Origin of the sequence: Arthrobacter sp. CAL618 (genome assembly GCF_000468215.1) — a bacterium.
Lineage (GTDB): Bacteria > Actinomycetota > Actinomycetes > Actinomycetales > Micrococcaceae > Arthrobacter_D.
Genome location: NZ_ASZW01000215.1, coordinates 1 through 19,397, shown reverse-complemented (window position 1 = coordinate 19,397; position 19,397 = coordinate 1). Strand labels below are relative to the sequence as shown.

The following is a 19,397-nucleotide window of genomic DNA, read 5'->3' as shown; positions in this document are numbered from 1 at the left end:
ACGAAATCGTATACGATATACTACCCACTGTGACCGGCACCACGTCAAGAGTCCATGATCATGGCACCCGTTGTGTCGCTGGTCATACCCGTCGTACAGTGTGAGCAGCGTCATTCGATTATCGGATTACGTGTTCAAATAAAGAACTTTCACAACGAAGTGAGCGAGGAAGACCGTGCATTTTCACCATCACGGCTACGTATCAGGTGACCCCCGCGTCCAGGTAGCGTCCGGCGTCGGTATCGATCGGCCGGACGAACTGCCCGACGAGGTTGACGTCCTGATTGTCGGCAGCGGCCCAGCCGGAATGCTCGCGGCCGCCCAGCTCTCCCAGTTCCCGGAGATCACTACGCGCATTGTGGAGCGCCGTCCCGGACGGCTAGCGATTGGTCAGGCAGATGGCATCCAGGCCCGAAGTGTTGAGACGTTCCAGGCGTTTGGTTTCGCCGAGCGTATTACCGCCGAGGCATACCGGATCACCGAGATGGCATTCTGGAAACCGGACCCCGCAGATCCCGCCCGGATTGTCCGGACCGCCCGCCCTCTCGATGACCCGGCAGGGGTCAGCGAATTTCCGCACCTGATCGTCAATCAGGCGCGCGTCCTCGATTATTTTGCCGAGTTCATGGCAAACTCCCCTACCCGGATGAAGCCTGACTACGGCCTGGACTTCATCGGGCTCGATGTTGCCAACGAGGGCGAATATCCCGTTGCTGTCACCCTCGCCCATACCGCTGGACCGCTCGAAGGAACGCAGCGGTCGGTCAGGGCCAAGTACGTGATTGGCGCCGATGGTGCCCGGAGCAAGGTCCGCAGCGCCATCGGCTGCACGCTCGCCGGCGACGCGGCGAATCACGCGTGGGGGGTCATGGACGTTCTTGCCGTCACCGACTTCCCAGACATTCGGCTGAAGTGCGCCATTCAGTCCGGTACTGGCGGGAGTATCCTCCTCATTCCCCGCGAGGGTGGTCACCTCTTCCGCATGTATGTGGATCTGGGTGATGTCGATACGCACACCAAAGGGGAAATCCGCAGCACCACGATTGCTGAAATCATCGAGAAGGCCAACGCGATCCTCCACCCTTACACCCTCGACGTCCGCAACGTCGCCTGGCATAGCGTCTATGAAGTCGGCCACCGCCTGACGGACCGCTTCGACGACGTCCTCCCCGAGGAGGTCGGCACCCGAACACCCCGGGTCTTCATCACCGGGGACGCCTGCCACACCCACAGCGCCAAGGCGGGCCAGGGAATGAACGTCTCGATGCAGGACGGATTCAATATCGCCTGGAAACTCGGACATGTCCTGGAGGGCCGCAGTGCTGAGAGCCTGCTCTCCACCTATTCCGCCGAACGCCAGGTAGTAGCCAAGAACCTGATTGACTTCGACAAGCAGTGGTCTTCGTTGATGGCCAAAAAACCAGAAGACTTTGAGGACCCCACGGAACTCGAAAACTTTTACACCAGCACCATGGAATTTCCCGCCGGATTCATGACCGAGTACCAGCCATCCATCATCGTCGGCCAGGCCACCCATCAGGAACTCGCCACCGGGTTCCCCATCGGCAAACGGTTCAAGTCCGCGCAGGTCGCCCGCGTTTGCGACACCAATCTGCTTCACCTGGGCCACCAGGCGACGGCCGACGGACGTTGGCGCGTCTACGTTTTCGCTGATGAACCGCTGCCAGGTGCACCATCGAAGGTGGCCACCTTCGCGGAATGGCTCGCCAATTCACCAGAGTCACCCCTCGCTGCAACTCCCGTGGGTGCTGACCAGGACGCGTGGTTCGATGTCAGGGTGATCTACCAGCAAGATCACCAAAGCCTGGACATCACCGCCGTTCCTGCGGTGTTCAAACCACAGGTTGGACCCTTCAAGCTCAACTATCTGGAAAAGGTCTTCGGCGTTAACCCGGCCGAGGATATCTTCGACCTGCGGGGCGTAAGCCGGGACGGCGTCGTCGTCGTCGTTCGCCCGGATCAGTATGTAGCTCAGGTGCTGCCACTGACCGCGACTGCAGAGCTTGCCGGGTTCTTTGCAAAAATGCGCACCAGACGCGGTTGACGGTCGGCGGGGGCAGCTAGGGTTAAGGAATGACCCCCGCAAAAAGCCCCCAGACCATGAAACCCGCCACAGCGGCCAAGAAACTGGGAATCTACCTGCCAGCCTCTCCTCAAGAGTTCCAGGACAACGACGTTACCCGTGCGGAGTTCAACGAACTGCAGCAGAATCCGCCGGAATGGCTCGCGGAGCTCCGCCGCAACGGACCGCACCCCCGCCCAGTGGTAGCTCAGAAATTGGGCATTTCCATCAGCGGTCTGGCTCGTGGTGGGGTAACCGAACCGCTTACGACGCCGGACATCACCGCGCTGCTACAGGAGCCCCCGGCCTGGTTGGTAGCTGAACGCTCGACCCATGCGGCAGTCCGCAAACAGGATCTGATCACCAAGAATCTGCATGCCGAGAAGGCCGACCAGTAGGCTAAACCAGCTTGTCCGTGTCGACTTTTCGCGGGAATGAAGCATACTTACTATTATGCTTCATGCACAACCGCTCAACATTGCCGTGATGGCCCACCTGCACCACCCCATTGCCAGCCCATTTCCGGGTGGACTGGAAATGCATACTGCGCTGTTGACTGAAGAACTCACGGCTCGTGGACACTCGGTCACTCTTTTCGCCAAGGGTGGCAGCCACACCACAGGCACCGTGGTGCCCGTGCTTGACGCCGGGTTCCACTTCGCCAAGCATCCCGAGGGCCCAGCCCGTGACGCGCAGACACGCCACCTGGATGATGCTCACAACACCACCCTGAACCTGATTGACGAAGGCAATTTCGACGTCGTCATCAACAACTCCCTCAGCCCGCTACCGCATGCTGATCCGCCCACAGCCCCCATGTTGACCATTCTCCATACCCCTCCGCTACCGCGGGTGACTGCCGTCTTCGAGGCATCCGGCTACCGTCCCTCACCTCGGCAACGGTTTGTCAGCGTTTCAGCGGCCAATGCACGGCAGTGGCGGAACCACCTCGACGACATCAGCATTGTTCACAACGGGATCCGGCTCGATGAATGGCATGCAGGAGTACTGACCCGCCGGCGTTCCAACACGGCAGTCTGGGCCGGCAGGATTACCCCCGAAAAAGGGTTGCACGTTGCGATCGAGGCCGCATCCCTCGCCGGAATGCGGATCCGCTTTGCCGGACCCATTAGTGATCAGGACTACTTCACCCGAACCATTGCGCCGTTCCTGAGCGAATCAGTTCAGCACGTAGGTCACCTGAACCATGGCCAGCTGGCGTCTTTCCTCAGCTCCGGGACCGTCTTTATTGCTTCACCGTTGTGGGCGGAACCGTTCGGGCTAACCACAGTCGAAGCCATGGCATGCGGCACGCCAGTGGCGGCGCTTCCCTGCGGTGCGATGGCTGAGATTATTGACCAGCGCGGCGGAGTAGTGGCAGGCGGGTTCTCTGCTGCAGACCTTGCCTTGGCAATTGAACAGGCGCGCAGAGCGGACAGCACCGCGGTTCGGGCTTCTGCGGCACGGTTTGCAGCCGGCGTGATGATTGCCAACTACGAGCAACACCTCGGTGAACTGGTGAATCAGGACATACTCTCCGACTCCGAGATGCTGGCATCCTAGGCCAGTGTTGTCCCCCGTGTCGTCCCCCGTATTGTCCCCATGACGACTCTCCCCCGCGTGGCCTACTACACCCACCACCACGGTTCGGGACACCTGCGCCACGCCCTGAACATCGCGCGCTTGGAGGTTGTCGATCTGTTGGTCACTGGATCCACCGAACCCGCCGGACTCAGGACAATTCCGCATACCCGGTTTGCCCAGCTCACGACTGACACCGGGCCCGACGGCGAGCCATACCCGACACCCGAGGAACCATTTCTGCATTACACGCCCATCAATTCAGCGATCAGGCACCGATTCGCCGAGCTGCATGCTGCATGGCGAGACTTTGATCCGCAGGTAATCATTATTGATGTTTCGGCCGAGGCGGCAATCTTCGCCCGGCTCTGTGGGTATCCCGTCATCTACCGGCGCATGCCCGGGGATCGCTCCGATGCGGTGCATGAGCTGGCCTATGCGTCAGCTTCTGAGCTGGTTGCCTACTACCCCCGACGCCTTGAGGAATCCTCCTATCTCGAGGCATTTGGGCATCGGACCCAGTATCTGGGGATGCTTTCACCTACCGGCGGCGCTGAGACAGATTCGGCAAAGCCAGGCGGCAGGATCATCACTGTGCAGACCAGTCTGGGTGGCAACGGTGTAAATCTCGGTGATCTTGTCCAGGCCGCTCGATCCTGCCCCTCCTGGCAATGGAACGTGGCAGGGCTGAGCACCGGGAGCATTGAGCTGCCGCCCAATGTTCGCCTGCTTGGCGTTCTGAAGGATCCCGCCCAGGAACTCGCCGCCGCAGACATCATCATCACCTCCGCGGGGTACCACGCCGTTGCAGCGGCGGCCGCAGCTGGTCGCCCCACCATCCTGGTGCCGGAGGAAAGACCGTTCGGTGAGCAGGCCGCCTTTGCGCGGGCGTTGGCCATCACAGCGGGGATTCCAATGGCTGAGAGCTGGTCGGATGTCAGCTGGCCAGATCTCCTCCGCCAGGCGGAGGCATCGGATGCGAACGCCCTGCGGAAGGCCTTGTTCGTCAGCCAGGAGAGTTTCAAGGTGGGGTTGTTGGATCTGGTGTCGAAAGCGTCGGGAGCCGGCTCTTAGTTGACTGGGTCAGACTCGGCAGGTTCTGGATCGGATGGTATCTAGTAGGGCGCATTCACGCGAGCGGCAGCAACGTCGTCGTCAGTGGGGTGCTTCAGTACATCGATTCCCTCAGCATCGGCAGTCCAGCCGATGTACCCGGCGGCCGCAAAGGCCGACAGCCATCCGGTCATTGGCCACAGTCCCCATTTGTGGTGAAACACCAGGCTATTGGCAACTATGTCAGTGAAGTGCTGCAGGGGTGGGCTGGTGACCCCATGATGCTGGTGGAACATGGTGGCGGCTGAGAAGGAAAGGATGACCCCCCTCTCACGGGCAGTGAAGGAAAAGTCGGTGTCTTCCCCGCCGTACCCAGTGAAGGATTCATCAAACCCGCCTATCAGGGTGAAATCGTCGGCCGCTACCGCGAAACCCAGAGACCAAAACAGCTCATACTTCTCAGTTGCGGCGGGGGGCTCGCCATTAGCGGGTGCCAACATGGTGCGGGCATGGTGCGGGATCGAGGCACGCATTAGTCCGGCGTCGCAGTCATCCATCGGAAACCCGGCCTCGCTTAGATAGCGGGGTTGGGCCATCACCAGACCACCCAAACTATCGAGGTCCCGCATCAAGGTTTCACAGAGCCTGGTGGCAGGTATGCAGTCAACATCCAGAAAAACCAAAGTATCAGTGGAAGCCGCTGCAGCGGCGGCATTCCGTGCAGCCGCAAGGTTCAAAGTCCCAGACCCGGATGCCGGAAGATGAACCAGACGTAATGGGATTGCTGTGTCCAGTGGAGTGGGGTTGGGCTGACCCATATACACAACGACCAGCTCTGCAGGCGTACGGGTTGAACGATTCAACCCAATCACAAGGTTCGCGAGATGTTTATCGCGGTTGGCGCTGATCACGAGGACCGAAAAGTCCCGGGTAGATGTAGTTCTCAAGAGGCAACTGGTTCGATTAGTTGGGGCCCATTGTTGCGGACCGATCCGACGGCGTTGCCAACTACCCGGGGGACAAGTTTCGGTTCCGGAATGGCGTCAATCAGTGCCTGCACGTCGGAACTACCGGTCATTTTTGAGTTAAGCCAGTCTGAATACAGGTCTGCTGGAAGGATGAGTGGTGTCCGGTCATGAATATGACCGAGGGTGTCGCTGGCGGTCGTGGTGATAATGGTGCAACTGCGCAACCACTTGTCCTGATGGTCCTCGGGAAGGGTTGGATCCGGCCAGTATTCGTATAAGGCGGCGAAAGCTAGCATGTCGCTGGTTTGGCCGTGGAGGTAGGTGGGAATTTTACCCTCGGGACCCTTCTCCCACTCGTAATACCCGTTGGCCATCACGATGCCCCTGCGCCGGGAGGCAGCGGTGCGGAAGGATGGTTTTTCAAGGATGGTCTCGGCCCGGGCATTGATCAAGGGGGGACCTTTTTTGGGGTCTTTCATCCAGGAAGGTACCAGCCCCCACCGTGCTGTGGTGAGCCGCCTAGTGGGTGTTTCACCTGTGTCGTCGAGTCGTTCCATGAGAAGTCTCACGGTGTCAGTGGGCGCCACATTGTAGGAAGGCTCAGGTAGATCCTTATCCACGAAATCAACGTCAAATAGGTCTATCAGGTCCCGGTCAGATCCCGCCACCACAAAACGTCCGCACATGAGGATAGGGTACTCCGGGGTAGCTTCAAACCTCATTCCCGGGGTGCCTGAGTAGCAAAACAACCGATTGACTTAATCGAACATATCTTCGAATATTAAGGGGTGACTGCACTAGCAATAAGCCCCCGGATGTCCCCGGGCACCACCCTGGATCAGGACCTGCTGGTACCTGAACTTGCTGGTCAGCTGCGCAGCGAGTCGGGGTTGCAGGAAAAGATCAATCAGATGCAGGGAAGCCGGTTGGGCTCACGGCGTTTACCCACCATTCCCGCTCTGGGACGGATCCTTCCCGGTGGAGGATTGATGGCGGGAGCGGCTTACTCGGTTGAGAACTCCACCACGCTGGCAATGGCATTGCTTGCTGGCCCCTCGGGTTCAGGCGCGTGGTGCAGCGTGATAGGTATCCCTGATTTCAATGTAGAAGCTGCAGCAAATCTGGGCATTGATCTAGACCGTCTTATTCTTATCCCCCACCTCGACGGCCAGTGGCTCACTGTGACTGCGGCAATGGTGGATGTGGTGTCAATCATTTTGACCACCGCGCCGGCAACTATTACCAGCACCGATGCTGCTCGGCTGCGGGCACGGTTAAGGCAACGGGGAGCAGCGCTCATTACCATCGGAGCCTGGCCACAGAGTGAGGCGGTACTCAGTGTCTCCGACAATCAGTGGGGCGGGTTGGGAACCGGATCAGGTCATTTGCAAACCCGCAGGTTGAAAGTCACTGCCAAAGGGAACAACGGTCGGTCACGGAGCTCTGAACTTTCACTCACTGAACTTCAGCAACGCACCTGGCCTCAACTCAATACTGCTGACAGCAGGACTATTGATCAGCGCTTCGTCCCCCAGGTGGTTGGCGCTTGATGAAGCTGCAAACACCCTCTCAAACACTCAAGCAGGGTGCCACCAGGATCATGATGCTCTGGTGCCCCGACTGGCCCATCGCTGCTGCCCTGCGCGAGCTGAACCTCCCTATCGATGCATCACTAGCCCTGGTCGATAAAGGTGAGGTCTATGCCTGTTCACCAGCGGCGCGGTCTGAAGGTGTAAAACGCAGGCTCAGGGTCCGTGAGGCTCAGGCACGGTGTGCTGACCTCCTCGTTGAGCAATATGACCCTGCCCTCGATGAACGGGTTTTTGAACCTGTGGTCTCAGCAATTGAAAAGATTATGCCCGGAGTTCAACTGTTACGCCCTGGTTTATGCGCCATCCCTGCACAGGGGCCGAGCCGGTATTACGGCGGTGAAACCGCAGCGGCATCGGTTCTGCTCTCCACTCTCTCGACCCTTGGACTAACCAACGCCAGGATCGGTGTTGCTGATTCACCGTTCGCTGCAGAGCATGCAGCCCGTGCCACTGAGGTGTTGGAGGGCGCTGAACAGGACGCCATCTGGGTTGTTCCACCTGGCGAATCAGCCCAGTTTTTGAGCTCTTTTCCGCTGGAAGTGTTGGCCGAACCAAAACTCGCAGTTTTGTTGCGACGATTGGGAATCAAGACACTCGGTGACTTTTCAGCGCTTGCTGCTGGAAACGTTAGGAACCGGTTCGGCGTTGAAGGTGCAATCGCCCATCGGAAGGCCAGCGGACTTGATCATCACTCAGTGGTGGTTCGTAAGCCACCACCGGAACTGGACGTCCTTGTTGACTTCGAACCAGCCTTGGTACGAATTGATCAGTTGGCGTTTGCTTTCCGCACCTCCGCGGACCGATTCGTGGACCGGTTGCGTGATTCCGGCCTGGTTTGCACAGTGGTCAGGGTGGTGTTGCACTCTGAATCCGGTGAAGTTTCAGACCGGTTGTGGCGTCATCCACGATGGTTCGATGCCGATGACATTCTTGATCGGGTTAGGTGGCAGCTGCAGGGTGGCGGACTGATTGAGCATGGTCTTCAATCAGGTATCACCCGAGTGCAAACCATTCCTGACACTGTCGAGGATCTAGGCGACCATGCTGATGGCCTGTGGGGTACCGGACCTGACGAAGGCGTCCACAACGGGTTGGCCCGCGTCCAAGGCATGTTGGGTCATGGAGCCGTACTGACAGCGATGATTGCTGGTGGCCGAATGCTCAAAGATCGCAGAGTGCTCATTCCGTGGGGGGATTCTTCAGGCAGCAATCCAGTAGCGGTGAGGGCTGCCCGGCAGTTGCCCTGGCCCGGCAAGTTGCCCGGACCAGCACCAGCTACAGTCTTTGACTCCCCTCGTGAAGTGCGTGTGATCGACGATAGTGGTCACAGCGTTGACGTTGACACTCGAGGAATGCTCACCCGTGCGCCAGCGCAATTCACACCACCAGGTTCACCCGCCAAGCAGCGCCTGGTACATCACTGGGCCGGACCATGGCCCATCAACGAACGGTGGTGGGACTCCTCAGGGCGGGCTCTCAACCGTTTTCAACTGGTGGATGAGACGGGTGCTGCCTGGCTATTACTCCTGGAAGACCACCAGTGGTGGGCAGAAGCCAGCTATGACTAGAGCAGCCATCACCTTATGGAAAACGGGAGGCCACTGTGGGGTGGAGTAACCCCCCGATCTCGTGGTCAGAATTTGAGCGGACCCTCTCCGATCGAAGCAGGCCCGGTGCACCACCTGTTGGAGCTGATGGTGGTGATAGTCCCGCATGGTCACCGAAACGGCAGCCATACCGTTTGCCTACCACGACGCCCCCCGAACCAGGTGGTCCGCTGGTTCCCTACGCGGAACTGCATGTCCACTCGAACTTCAGTTTTCTGGATGGTGCCTCCAGCCCGGAACAACTGGTCGAGGAAGCCAACCGGTTGCGCCTGAACGGACTGGCACTGACCGATCACGATGGATTGTACGGGGTGGTGCGTCTCGCTGAAGCTGCAGAAAAGTTCCCGCAATTGAGCACTGTCTATGGCACTGAACTCTCCTTGGACCTTTCCAAACCACAAAATGGCGAACCGGATCCCGAGGGTAGCCATCTGTTGATTCTGGCCCGCGGAACCGAGGGATACCGGACGTTGGCTGGTGCCATCACTGCAGCGCAATTGGCTGAAGGAGCCGAGAAAGGCAAGCCCCGCTACAACCTTGAAAGGCTGGCCGAACAGGCGTCAGGAAATTGGCTGATTCTCACCGGCTGCCGTAAAGGGTCAGTCCGTCAAGCATTGGTGCGCAATGGAGAGCGAGGGGCCAGAGACGCCGTCGGGCAGTTGGTTGAACTGTTTGGCAAGGACAACGTTGTCGTTGAACTCTCGGATCAGGGAAACCCACTGGATAGTTCGATCAACGATGCGTTGGCGTCAGTGGCATCAGGGTTGAAACTCCCAGTCATTGCCACCAACAACGTGCACTATGCCTCACCTGAACAGCATCGGCTAGCTACGGCTCTGGCTGCGGTGCGCGCCAGGAGAAGCCTTGATGAAATGGATGGTTGGTTACCCGCGGCAGGTTCAGCTCATCTTCGTAGTGGGGCTGAAATGGCTGCCAGGTTCGCTGCCTATCCCGGTGCTATCGAACGGACTGTGGACCTCGCCGATGATCTGGCGTTCAGGTTGCGGAGCGTCAAACCGGGTTTGCCTAATCTTGCCCTCCCCGACGGTCACACCCAGATGAGCTATTTGCGGAAACTGGTGTGGCAAGGTGCAGACAAGTTTTATCCAGGCCGGCGTGACGTGGTGGAGCGGATCGAAAAGGAACTGGAGGTTATTGAGAGCAAGAATTTCCCGGGCTACTTCCTGATTGTTCACGACCTGGTTCACTTTGCGCGGAGCAAAGGCATCCTCTGTCAGGGCCGCGGTTCGGCAGCGAACTCCGCAGTCTGCTATCTGCTGGAGATCACAGCAGTTGATTCGATTCTGTACAACCTGCCATTTGAACGTTTTCTCTCCAGCATGCGGGACGAGGAACCGGACATTGACGTCGACTTCGATTCCGATCGCCGGGAGGAAGTCATCCAGTATGTGTACAACAAATACGGACGATTCAATGCCGCCCAGGTGGCCAATGTGATCACCTACCGGCCAAAATTTGCTGTTCGTGACATGGCCAAGGCCCTCGGCCACAGCCCAGGACAGCAGGATGCCTGGTCCAAGCAGATTGAACGTTGGGGTGGCCTCGTGTCCAGTGACGATCATGACATCCCGGAAGCAGTCGTTCACCTTGCCCAGAGTGTCCTCAAGTTTCCTCGACATCTTGGGATTCATTCCGGCGGGATGGTGCTTACCGATCGGCCGGTAGGCGAAGTCTGTCCCATTGAACATGGACGAATGGAAGACCGCACTGTCCTGCAGTGGGACAAGGACGATTGCGCCTGGATGGGATTGGTGAAGTTCGACTTGTTGGGGCTGGGCATCCTTGCAGCCATCCAATACAACTTCGACCTCGCGGAGAAACACTTTGGTGAGTCCTGGGATCTGCACACCATTCCAAAGGAGGAGCAGGGCGTCTACGACATGCTTTGCTTCGCCGATTCCATTGGGGTGTTCCAGGTGGAAAGCCGAGCTCAAATGGGGATGCTCCCCCGTCTGCAACCCCGAAGGTTTTATGACCTGGTGATAGAAGTAGCCCTGGTCCGGCCCGGCCCCATTCAGGGTGGCGCTGTACACCCCTTCATTAAACGCAAACTGGGGGAAGAGCCGGTCACCTACCTCCACCCCAAACTGGAACCGGTGTTGGAAAGGACCCTTGGGGTACCCCTGTTTCAGGAACAGCTCATGCAGATGGCAGTGGTGGTGGGGAATTGCTCCGGAGCAGATGCTGATCAGTTGCGCCGGGCGATGGGGTCCAAACGTGGTCTTGAACGCATTGATACGTTGCGGGACAAGCTGTACGCGGGGATGGCATCAAACGGCATCACCGGAGAGACAGCCGATTCGATTTACCTCAAGATCCAGGCCTTCGCTAATTTCGGTTTCGCTGAGAGCCACTCCATCAGCTTCGCCTTACTGGTCTACGTCAGTGCCTGGCTGAGACTTCACTATCCCGGGGCATTCCTTGCCTCATTGTTGCGGGCCCAGCCTATGGGCTTCTACTCACCGCAGACCCTTGTTGCCGATGCCCGCCGTCACGGGGTGAAGGTACACCGGCCGGATCTGCTGCTTTCAGGAATTCACGCGGATCTTGAGCCTCTCACTGGACCTGCGAACTCCTCCACCGGACAAGCTACAGGCATGGATTCCTGCTGCCACCAGAATCAGCCCCCCGTAGGTCCTTTTGACAGGTCCATCCCCTTTGATTCGACACTGCACCGAAGGGATGCCCACTTCGCAGTCCGGCTGGGTCTGGACAGCGTCCAGTCAATTGGGACTCGTGTTGCAGAACAAATTGTTTCCGAGCGCATCGCCAATGGCGTCTATGCGGATATGGCAGATCTGGCACGGCGCACTGAACTCAACTCCAGCCAACTTGAGTCCCTGGCAGCTGCTGGAGCCTTCGAATCAATGGGGCTAACAGAGCGGGAGGCTCTTTGGAATGCCGGCCCGGCAGCCACTGAGCGAGCGGGCCAACTGAAAGGCACCACTGTCTACATCCAGCCACCGCTATTCCCCGACCTCACTGCTGCAGACCGGGTAGCCTCAGACCTCTGGTCAACTGGCATCACACCCGACGATCACCCGGTTCGTCACATCAGAGCAACTCTGGTCAAACGCGGTGTTTTGACTGCAGCTGACCTGCTGCAGGCTGAGCCAGGACGCAGGGTGGAGGTTGGTGGTGTGGTTACTCACCGGCAGCGACCCGCCACGGCAAGCGGAATCACCTTCATGAATCTGGAAGATGAAACAGGGCTGGTGAACGTCATCTGCTCTGTGGGGGTGTGGCAGCGATACCGGCGCATTGCCCGGGAAGCAAGCGGTGTCCTGGTCCGGGGCATGCTGGAGCGCTCCACGGAAGGAATAGTCAATATTGTGGCTGACAAGTTTGAGGTGTTGACAATGAAGGCGACCACAAAGTCGCGAGACTTTCAGTAGCTGCCGTCCCCGAGAACCCGGAACTACTCCCACAACTTCTCGTTAACGAGAAAGACCCCCGGATAACCGGGGGTCTAAACCGTGCGCGAGGGGGGATTTGAACCCCCACACCCTTTCGGATACTGGCACCTGAAGCCAGCGCGTCTGCCGTTCCGCCACTCGCGCGCAACCACTCCAAAACACTTCAACAAACCAGTCGAAGACCTTCGAGAACAGCAGAAATAAGCATAACGGAGCATCACTGAAATCACCTAAACGCCCCGCCTGATCCCTCTGCCCAGAGCCGATACATCAAGCAACTACGCCACTACGGCCCGAGGAATCGTTATCACTTAGTGGTCTATCCGGGCACGTGATTAAGGCCTTTTAGAGAGGTCCCCAGTAGTATCGAACTGATCGCGTCGTACGTTGACCATGCCTTCGCACCCGACAAAGGCCGTGGATCGCTGTACCGACAAACTATTCAATCGAAGGGTGAGGAGGCAACAAGTGGGTATTTTGGACAACGTGGAACGCGGATTGGAGAAGATTGTCCGCGGCGCCTTCTCAACCGGATCCCGGTCCCAGGTTCAGCCCGTCGAAATTGCTAGCGCCCTGCGTCGCGAATTGGACAACAAGTCCATCACCCTCGCCGAGGGCAGGACCCTGGCCCCGAATGTCTTCACAGCGCGGCTGTCAGACTCAGACTTCGTCTTGGCCCAGGAATGGGGATCGACGCTTGCTGAAGAGCTATGCGACGTGGTGATCAAACACGTCAATAGCCAGAGCTACACACTTCGAGGTCCCGTCAAAGTCTCATTCACCAGGGATGAAGAGCTCAAGGCTGGGGTCTTCGAGATTGATTCCTCAACCGAGAAACAAGCTGGTCCCAAACGGTCCGCAACCCCCAACCCGCCCATCCGCCAATCAACCCGGGTGCAACCTGTGCTGGACCTGGACGGTCAGCGCTATTCACTCAATGCAGGGTCAATCATTCTCGGTCGCTCATCCGAGGCTGACATCCTCGTCGATGACACCGGAGTGTCACGGAAACACCTCGAAATTCGCACACAGGGTGGCACCACCCAGGCAGTGGACCTCGGATCCACCAACGGCAGCTACGTGAACGGTCAACGCGTCCAGGGCCAAATCGACCTCACTGACGGGTCGATCATCACCATGGGCCGCACCCGCATGACCTTTCGACTCATCTCGCAACCGAACGGCGGCCGCTAGGAATGAGTGACCTGAGCGAACTGACTCTCACCGTGCTGCGGTATGGCTTCCTGATCCTGATCTGGATCCTGGTAATTAGTGTGGTGAGCGCCCTGCGCCGAGACCTGGTGGTCGGTAGTAAAAACCGGCTGGGGACTCCTTCTGCCCGTCAAGCGCGAAAGCACCCCGAACTCGTCGAGGAGGCACCAGCGCGCGTTACCGCACGCACCCTCGTGGTCACCGAAGGGCCTCTGAAGGGCACCACACTGGATCTCGCGTCCAGCCCCATCCTGCTGGGCCGGGCCCAGGAAGCAACCCTCGTGCTTGAGGACGATTACGCCTCTGGCCGACACGCGCGTCTCTTTCCCCAGGGAAGCCGCTGGTTCATTGAGGACCTCGGGTCCACCAACGGCACGTTCCTTGCAGGCAGTCAGCTGACCCGCGCGTTGCCGGTTGATCTGGGTGTTCCCGTCCGGATCGGTAAGACGGTCATCGAATTGAGGTCATAGCGTTGGCCTACATCATGCGTTTCGCGGCCCGTTCAGACGTAGGGATGGTCCGCGTCAAGAATGATGATTCTGCCTACGTGGGTCGCTATCTGGCCGTTGTCGCCGACGGTATGGGCGGCCACGCGGGTGGGAACGTTGCTTCCGCCTCGACAGTGCTGGATCTGGTTCATCTGGACCGGAAAGATTACGACGACGGTGATGCCGCCAACCAGCTAGCCGATGAGATTCAGACCGCAAACACCCTGCTGTCCGAACTGGTGAACGCCAACCCACAGCTGGTAGGGATGGGCACCACCGTTACTGCCCTCCTATTGAATGGAAATAGACTCGAATTCGCGCACATTGGCGACTCCCGGGCCTACCGGCTCAAGAACGACGTCTTTGAGCAGATCAGCGTCGATCACACGTTCGTGCAACGGCTCATTGATGAAGGCCGGTTGAAGCCAGAAGAAGCCGATGTCCACCCGCACAAAAACGTGCTGATGCGGGTCCTCGGCGACGTCGACGCCAGCCCTGAACTCGATCTTGATTCCTTCGAAGTCGCCGCTGGAGAACGCTGGCTCCTCTGCTCCGATGGACTGAACGCCGTCCTCGGCGATGAGCTTATCGAGCGCATCGTGCGTGAAACCCCAGACCTACGGGCCACCGTCGACACCCTCGTCGATCTGACACTGGCCGGTGGGTCCCCGGACAACGTGACCATTGCGGTCGTCGAAATAGCCGAGGCGACCCCCGAGGACCTACGGACGGCCGCCCTGACAACCCTGCCGCCTGCCAAAGAGGCGGCCGGCGAAAAAGGCGACGACAAGCCAACCGGCGATCAGCTGCCGGGGAGCGCTATCCGCGCCGACGTTATCCGACAGGACCTTTCTTCCCGACCGCATATGCTGGTCGGCTCTGCGGCGCTAGCAACCGAGACCGGTCAAATCCCGATCGTTACGCAACGGACCACCGAACGCCGGGCCGCGATGATGCTTACCCATAAAGCTGCACTCGATGCCGAGTTGTACGACAACGACGCCGACGCCGAGGAACCTGCCAGTGCCCGGAAACGATGGTTGATCCCCGCGTTTCTGGGGCTGATGGCACTCATTCTCGTTGCGGTGCTGTGGTTCGGATACGCCTGGACCCAGACTCGCTACTACGTCGCCGAGTACGAGGACAACGTGGCAATCTTCAACGGTGTCTCCCAGACGATCGGGCCGGTGACACTAAGTCACCTCGATCAAACCACTGACATTCCGGTATCCAACCTTCCCGAATACCAGCGCGCCCGGGTAGAAAGTTCGCTACCTGCCACCGACCTTGAACATGCCCAGCGTATTGTCGAGGATCTGCGCGGCGACCTGCGTGCCGTCGCCTGCCCGCCAGGGAATGAGACCCCGTCGCCGTCCCCATCGCCGTCCGCCTCACCCTCGGGTTCCGCCGACCCCGCAGCAGAACCAACCAGCAGCCCCAGTCCCGAGAGCAGCGCCCAAGCCGCCCCCGGTGATGCCCAGGGTTGCCGAGACGAGTCATCATGAGCGACGTCCTTACCGTTTCAAAGTCACGCCGTAACGTGGAAGCGCTGCTACTCGTGATCGCCCTCGGGGTGGCAATCAGCGCCAACCTTATTGTCGGCCTCGATAAAGAAAACCCGCTGGACTCCGCCTTCTGGACCCAGAGCGGCATCCTCGCGGCACTGGCCCTCGCCTTTCACATTGTTCTGCGATTCAGGGCTAAATATGCCGATCCGGTAATACTTCCGATCGTGATTGCCTTGAACGGCATCGGTCTGGCCATGATCTACCGGATTGACCTTGCCAATGACACCACCGTCGCTGAGAGCCAGTTTTTATGGACTTCAGTCGCCATGGCCGCATCTATCGCCGTGTTATTGGTGTTCAAAGACCACCGGATGCTTCGGCGCTTCACCTACATTTCGTTGATCGCGAGTGCGGTCCTTCTGCTGCTGCCCCTGTCACCGCTCGGACTTGAAATCAATGGTGCGCGGATCTGGATCAACGTTGGGTTTGGAACCTTCCAACCCGGAGAGATCGCCAAGATTACGCTCGCCATCTTCTTCGCTGGGTATCTTTCCACCAACCGTGACCTGATTCTTCTGGCAGGGAAAAAGGTGGGGCCGCTGCAGCTTCCCCGCTTCAAAGACCTCGCCCCCATGGTGGTGGCCTGGCTGGTCAGCATCGGGGTCCTGATCTTCCAGCGTGATCTCGGCTCCTCCGTCCTGTTCTTCGGCCTGTTCATGGTCATGATTTACGTTGCCACCAGTCGAATCAGCTGGGTCCTGATCGGCCTGCTGATGATTGCAGCCGGCGGGTTCGCTGCAATCCAGTTGTTCAGCCACGTCTCGCTGCGCATTGATAGCTGGATCAATGCGTTTGATCCAGACGTATTCAACCGCCAGGCGGGGAGTAGCTTCCAGGTTGTCCAAGGTCTGTTTGGGCTCGCCAACGGTGGACTCTTTGGGACAGGTCTCGGTGAGGGCCGTCCCGATCTGGTGATCTATGCCAACAGCGACATGATCATCGCCGCACTTGGCGAGGAGCTCGGACTGATCGGCCTTTTCGGCATCATCATGCTCTTCGTGCTGCTGGTATCTCGAGGCATCCGCACGGCTCTGGGCACCCGGGACGGATTCGGCAAGCTCCTGGCCTGTGGTTTGTCCTTCACGATCGCTCTTCAGTGCTTCGTTGTCATGGGTGGAGTCACCCGGCTTATCCCACTTACCGGTCTGACGACACCGTTCATGTCGGCTGGTGGATCATCGCTGCTTGCAAACTGGATTATCGTCGCGATCCTTCTACTCATTTCCGAGTCCGCGCGCCGCCCAGCTGTCACAGGGCCCATGAAGGATTCCTTTCCTGACCGACAGGACTTCCGCACCGGGAACTTGACTAGCGGATCGAAGGAGGTCAGCGCGTGAACCAGGCAATACGAAGCTCATGGCTGGTAGCCCTCGCCATGTTCACCTTGGTTCTGGGGGCTCTGACGTTCGTCCAGTTCTTCGAGGCTGAGGCCTTGGCGGACAACGACTGGAACAACCGGTCACTCCTCCAGGATTTTGGAAAGAATCGTGGATCCATCCTTGTGGACGGGCGGGCGATAGCGGAGTCGGTCCCCTCCGATGACGAGTTCAACTATCAGCGGGTCTACAACGAACCGAACCTTTACGCCCACCTGACCGGGTTCTACTCTCTGGCCAACGGTGCCACCCAGTTGGAAAGCGTGATGGCCGATGAGCTTTCCGGCGCAAGTGACGACTTGTTCTATGACCGTATTGTTCAGTTGTTCTCCGGTGCCCAGGTTAAGGGCGCGTCGGTCGAGTTGACTATCGATCCAGAGATCCAGCAGCTCGCCTGGGATTTGATTCCCGACGGTCAGCAAGGGTCGATCGTTGTCATGGAACCCGGCACCGGCAACGTCCTTGCCATGGTCTCCAAGCCGTCCTACGACCCGAACCTGCTTGCAGGCCATGACACGGGTGTGGTGATGGAAAACCTCGAGGAACTCTCGTCGGTTCCCGGACTGTCGCCGTATTTCAACCCAGCCACGCAGTCACTGGTTGCGCCAGGTTCGGTCTTCAAGCTTGTGGTAGCAGCCGCGGCACTTGAGTCAGGCGACTTTGACGCAGATTCAGAAATACCCAACCCGGCGGTCCTCGACCTGCCCGGCACGGACGCTGGTCTTCCCAACTTCATCAACGGAGGCTGCGCTGCCCGGGCAACTGCTGACCTGGAATTCGCGCTTGAGCAATCCTGTAATACGCCGTTCGCGCAGATTGCCTGGGAATTGGGCGAAGAAACAGTCCTGGAGCAGGCGCAGGACTTCGGCTTCGGGGAGAAGTTCTTCGTCCCGGTTGAGGTTGCCGCAAGCCAGTTCCCTGCAGAGCTCAGCCAGCCAGCACTCGCCCAGTCAGCAATCGGCCAGTTCGATGTGAGGGTCACTCCGCTGCAAATGGCCATGGTGAACGCCGCCATTGCCAATGACGGGGTCCTCATGAAGCCCAATCTGGTGAAGGCCCTGCGCGCCCCCGATCTTGAGCGGATCAGCGCATCCGAACCCGAAGTACTGAGGGAATCAATGAGCGCTGACTCCGCGAACCAGCTCACCGACTGGATGGTCAACGTCGTCAACAACGGCACGGCGCGGGCAGCGGCTATTCCAGGGGTGGAAGTGGCGGGTAAAACCGGCACGGCCGAGGTTTCAGGCCAGGGCGACAACGCCTGGTTCACTGGTTTCGCACCAGCGGACGACCCGCAGGTGGTGGTATCGATCGTGATGCAGAACGTCGACATAGCGACGGGTGCACAACTAACAAGTCCAAGCGCTAGGCAATTGATAGAGGCGGTGTTGAATAAGTGAGACCTACATCAGGTATCACCTTAGGCGGACGGTTTAAGCTCACCGACCGGATTGCCATTGGCGGAATGGGCGAGGTCTGGAAGGCAATGGACCAGGTCCTGGGCCGGGAAGTTGCCATCAAGATCCTCAAAGAGGAATACACGGGTGACCCTAATTTCCTGGACCGTTTCCGCGCTGAGGCTCGACACACTGCGCTACTGAACCACGATGGCATTGCCAATGTCTTCGACTACGGCGAGGAAGGCGGCTCGGCCTATCTGGTCATGGAGTTGGTCCCCGGCCAGCCCTTGTCCACCATCATCGAACGCGAACAGGTCCTCTCACCGGACCGGGCGCTGTCCATCGTTGGCCAGACTGCCACGGCGCTGTCGGTGGCACACCGTCAGGGTTTGGTTCACCGCGACGTAAAGCCCGGCAACCTGCTGATCCTCCCTGACGGTCGGGTCAAAATCACCGACTTCGGTATCGCCCGTCTCGCTGATCAGGTTCCACTGACCGCCACCGGACAGGTCATGGGCACCGCCCAATACCTTGCCCCTGAACAGGCCACAGGCCAGGCTGCCACCGGCTCCAGCGACATCTATGCCCTGGGCGTGATTGGTTACGAGCTACTCGCTGGCCGCCGTCCGTTCTCCGGGGAATCCCAGATCGCTATTGCACTGGCCCAGGTCAATGACGCCCCACCGCCACTCCCCGAAACCATCCCTACCCCGGTCCGCGCGCTCATAGCCTCGATGCTCGCCAAGGACCCGGCCGATCGCCCCGCCGATGCCGAGTTGCTGGCACAGGCGGTAGCCGCCATCCGCAGGAATGACATCCGTGCTGCTGAAGCCGCGGTCCCAGGCATGCTCCTATTCGGCAACAGCACCGGACCGATCACCGCACCAGTCCCGGCTCCGGAAACTTCGGCTACGACGGTAGTGCCGACGTCGACGTCGTCGATGCCGATGGTCGGCGCCGCTGCTGCGGGGAACGACGACGTTGCAGCGTCCCGCGAATGGCACGAAGAGGAGATCGACCGGGGCGAGCCGG

The 19,397-nt window shown here is 59.1% G+C and carries 15 protein-coding genes, 1 tRNA gene and 1 pseudogene; 13 read left to right on the top strand and 4 right to left on the bottom strand.

The genetic code is table 11. The annotated features are described in order from the left end of the window. Positions 1-175: 175 nt before the first annotated feature. Genes K728_RS0112975 through K728_RS19395 form a run of 4 tightly spaced genes read left to right on the top strand, consistent with a single transcriptional unit; the run spans position 176 to position 4,738 of the window. Entirely contained in the window at positions 176-2,065 is a 1,890-nt protein-coding gene (locus K728_RS0112975) for an FAD-binding monooxygenase (protein WP_024476988.1), read from the top strand. 29 nt (positions 2,066-2,094) lie between these two features. Further along, complete coding sequence (locus K728_RS0112970) at positions 2,095-2,481, top strand: DUF5997 family protein (protein WP_026040977.1); 387 nt, start codon at positions 2,095-2,097, stop codon at positions 2,479-2,481. 55 nt (positions 2,482-2,536) lie between these two features. Next, on the top strand, positions 2,537-3,646 hold the full coding sequence (locus K728_RS0112965) for a glycosyltransferase (RefSeq protein ID WP_024476987.1): 1,110 nt from the start codon (positions 2,537-2,539) through the stop codon (positions 3,644-3,646). A gap of 39 nt (positions 3,647-3,685) precedes the next feature. Beyond that, a complete protein-coding gene (locus K728_RS19395) occupies positions 3,686-4,738 on the top strand; it encodes a glycosyltransferase (protein ID WP_084442892.1) in 1,053 nt (350 codons plus the stop codon). A 41-nt stretch (positions 4,739-4,779) separates the two neighbouring features. Here the strand turns inward: K728_RS19395 and K728_RS21980 are convergent, their stop codons facing one another. The 3 genes and pseudogenes from K728_RS21980 to K728_RS0112950 form a co-directional block, all read right to left on the bottom strand. After that, positions 4,780-5,313 carry a glycosyltransferase family 2 protein gene (locus tag K728_RS21980; protein ID WP_237742148.1) on the bottom strand — a complete coding sequence of 178 codons (534 nt, stop codon included), beginning with the start codon at positions 5,311-5,313 and terminating at the stop codon, positions 4,780-4,782. An 18-nt stretch (positions 5,314-5,331) separates the two neighbouring features. Continuing rightward, positions 5,332-5,535, bottom strand: a pseudogene (locus tag K728_RS23285) (glycosyltransferase); the annotation flags it as partial. Positions 5,536-5,660: 125 nt separating this feature from the next. Further along, positions 5,661-6,371: an SOS response-associated peptidase gene (locus K728_RS0112950; protein ID WP_024476984.1), complete on the bottom strand. Its 711-nt coding sequence runs from the start codon at positions 6,369-6,371 to the stop codon at positions 5,661-5,663. A gap of 102 nt (positions 6,372-6,473) precedes the next feature. On the opposite strand from K728_RS0112950, the gene K728_RS0112945 reads away from it, so the two are divergent. The 3 genes from K728_RS0112945 to K728_RS0112935 are packed head-to-tail and all read left to right on the top strand — an operon-like array spanning position 6,474 to position 12,300. Beyond that, positions 6,474-7,235: a hypothetical protein gene (locus tag K728_RS0112945; protein WP_237742147.1), complete on the top strand. Its 762-nt coding sequence runs from the start codon at positions 6,474-6,476 to the stop codon at positions 7,233-7,235. Beyond that, positions 7,235-8,845 carry a DNA polymerase Y family protein gene (locus K728_RS0112940; protein ID WP_024476982.1) on the top strand — a complete coding sequence of 537 codons (1,611 nt, stop codon included), beginning with the start codon at positions 7,235-7,237 and terminating at the stop codon, positions 8,843-8,845. Before K728_RS0112945 ends, K728_RS0112940 begins: the two co-directional genes overlap by 1 nt. A 35-nt stretch (positions 8,846-8,880) precedes the next feature. Continuing rightward, complete coding sequence (locus tag K728_RS0112935; protein ID WP_024476981.1) at positions 8,881-12,300, top strand: error-prone DNA polymerase; 3,420 nt, start codon at positions 8,881-8,883, stop codon at positions 12,298-12,300. Between the two features lie 82 nt (positions 12,301-12,382). On the opposite strand, the gene K728_RS0112930 is transcribed toward K728_RS0112935, so the two are convergent. Then, positions 12,383-12,465: transfer RNA gene (locus K728_RS0112930), tRNA-Leu, on the bottom strand. Positions 12,466-12,789: 324 nt separating this feature from the next. Here K728_RS0112930 and K728_RS0112925 point away from each other — a divergent pair. The 6 genes from K728_RS0112925 to K728_RS0112900 all read left to right on the top strand — a co-directional run. Further along, complete coding sequence (locus K728_RS0112925; RefSeq protein ID WP_024476980.1) at positions 12,790-13,515, top strand: FhaA domain-containing protein; 726 nt, start codon at positions 12,790-12,792, stop codon at positions 13,513-13,515. A gap of 2 nt (positions 13,516-13,517) precedes the next feature. Continuing rightward, complete coding sequence (locus K728_RS0112920) at positions 13,518-14,003, top strand: FHA domain-containing protein FhaB/FipA (RefSeq protein ID WP_019482029.1); 486 nt, start codon at positions 13,518-13,520, stop codon at positions 14,001-14,003. Positions 14,004-14,017: 14 nt separating this feature from the next. Further along, complete coding sequence (locus K728_RS0112915; protein WP_050994848.1) at positions 14,018-15,526, top strand: PP2C family protein-serine/threonine phosphatase; 1,509 nt, start codon at positions 14,018-14,020, stop codon at positions 15,524-15,526. Next, a complete protein-coding gene (locus K728_RS0112910) occupies positions 15,523-16,926 on the top strand; it encodes an FtsW/RodA/SpoVE family cell cycle protein (protein ID WP_019482031.1) in 1,404 nt (467 codons plus the stop codon). Before K728_RS0112915 ends, K728_RS0112910 begins: the two co-directional genes overlap by 4 nt. Then, a complete protein-coding gene (locus K728_RS0112905) occupies positions 16,923-18,365 on the top strand; it encodes a peptidoglycan D,D-transpeptidase FtsI family protein (protein ID WP_019482032.1) in 1,443 nt (480 codons plus the stop codon). Before K728_RS0112910 ends, K728_RS0112905 begins: the two co-directional genes overlap by 4 nt. Continuing rightward, positions 18,362-19,397, top strand: a 1,036-nt coding sequence (locus K728_RS0112900) for a protein kinase domain-containing protein (RefSeq protein ID WP_024476977.1), incomplete at its 3' end; no start/stop codon positions are given. The genes K728_RS0112905 and K728_RS0112900, both read left to right, overlap by 4 nt.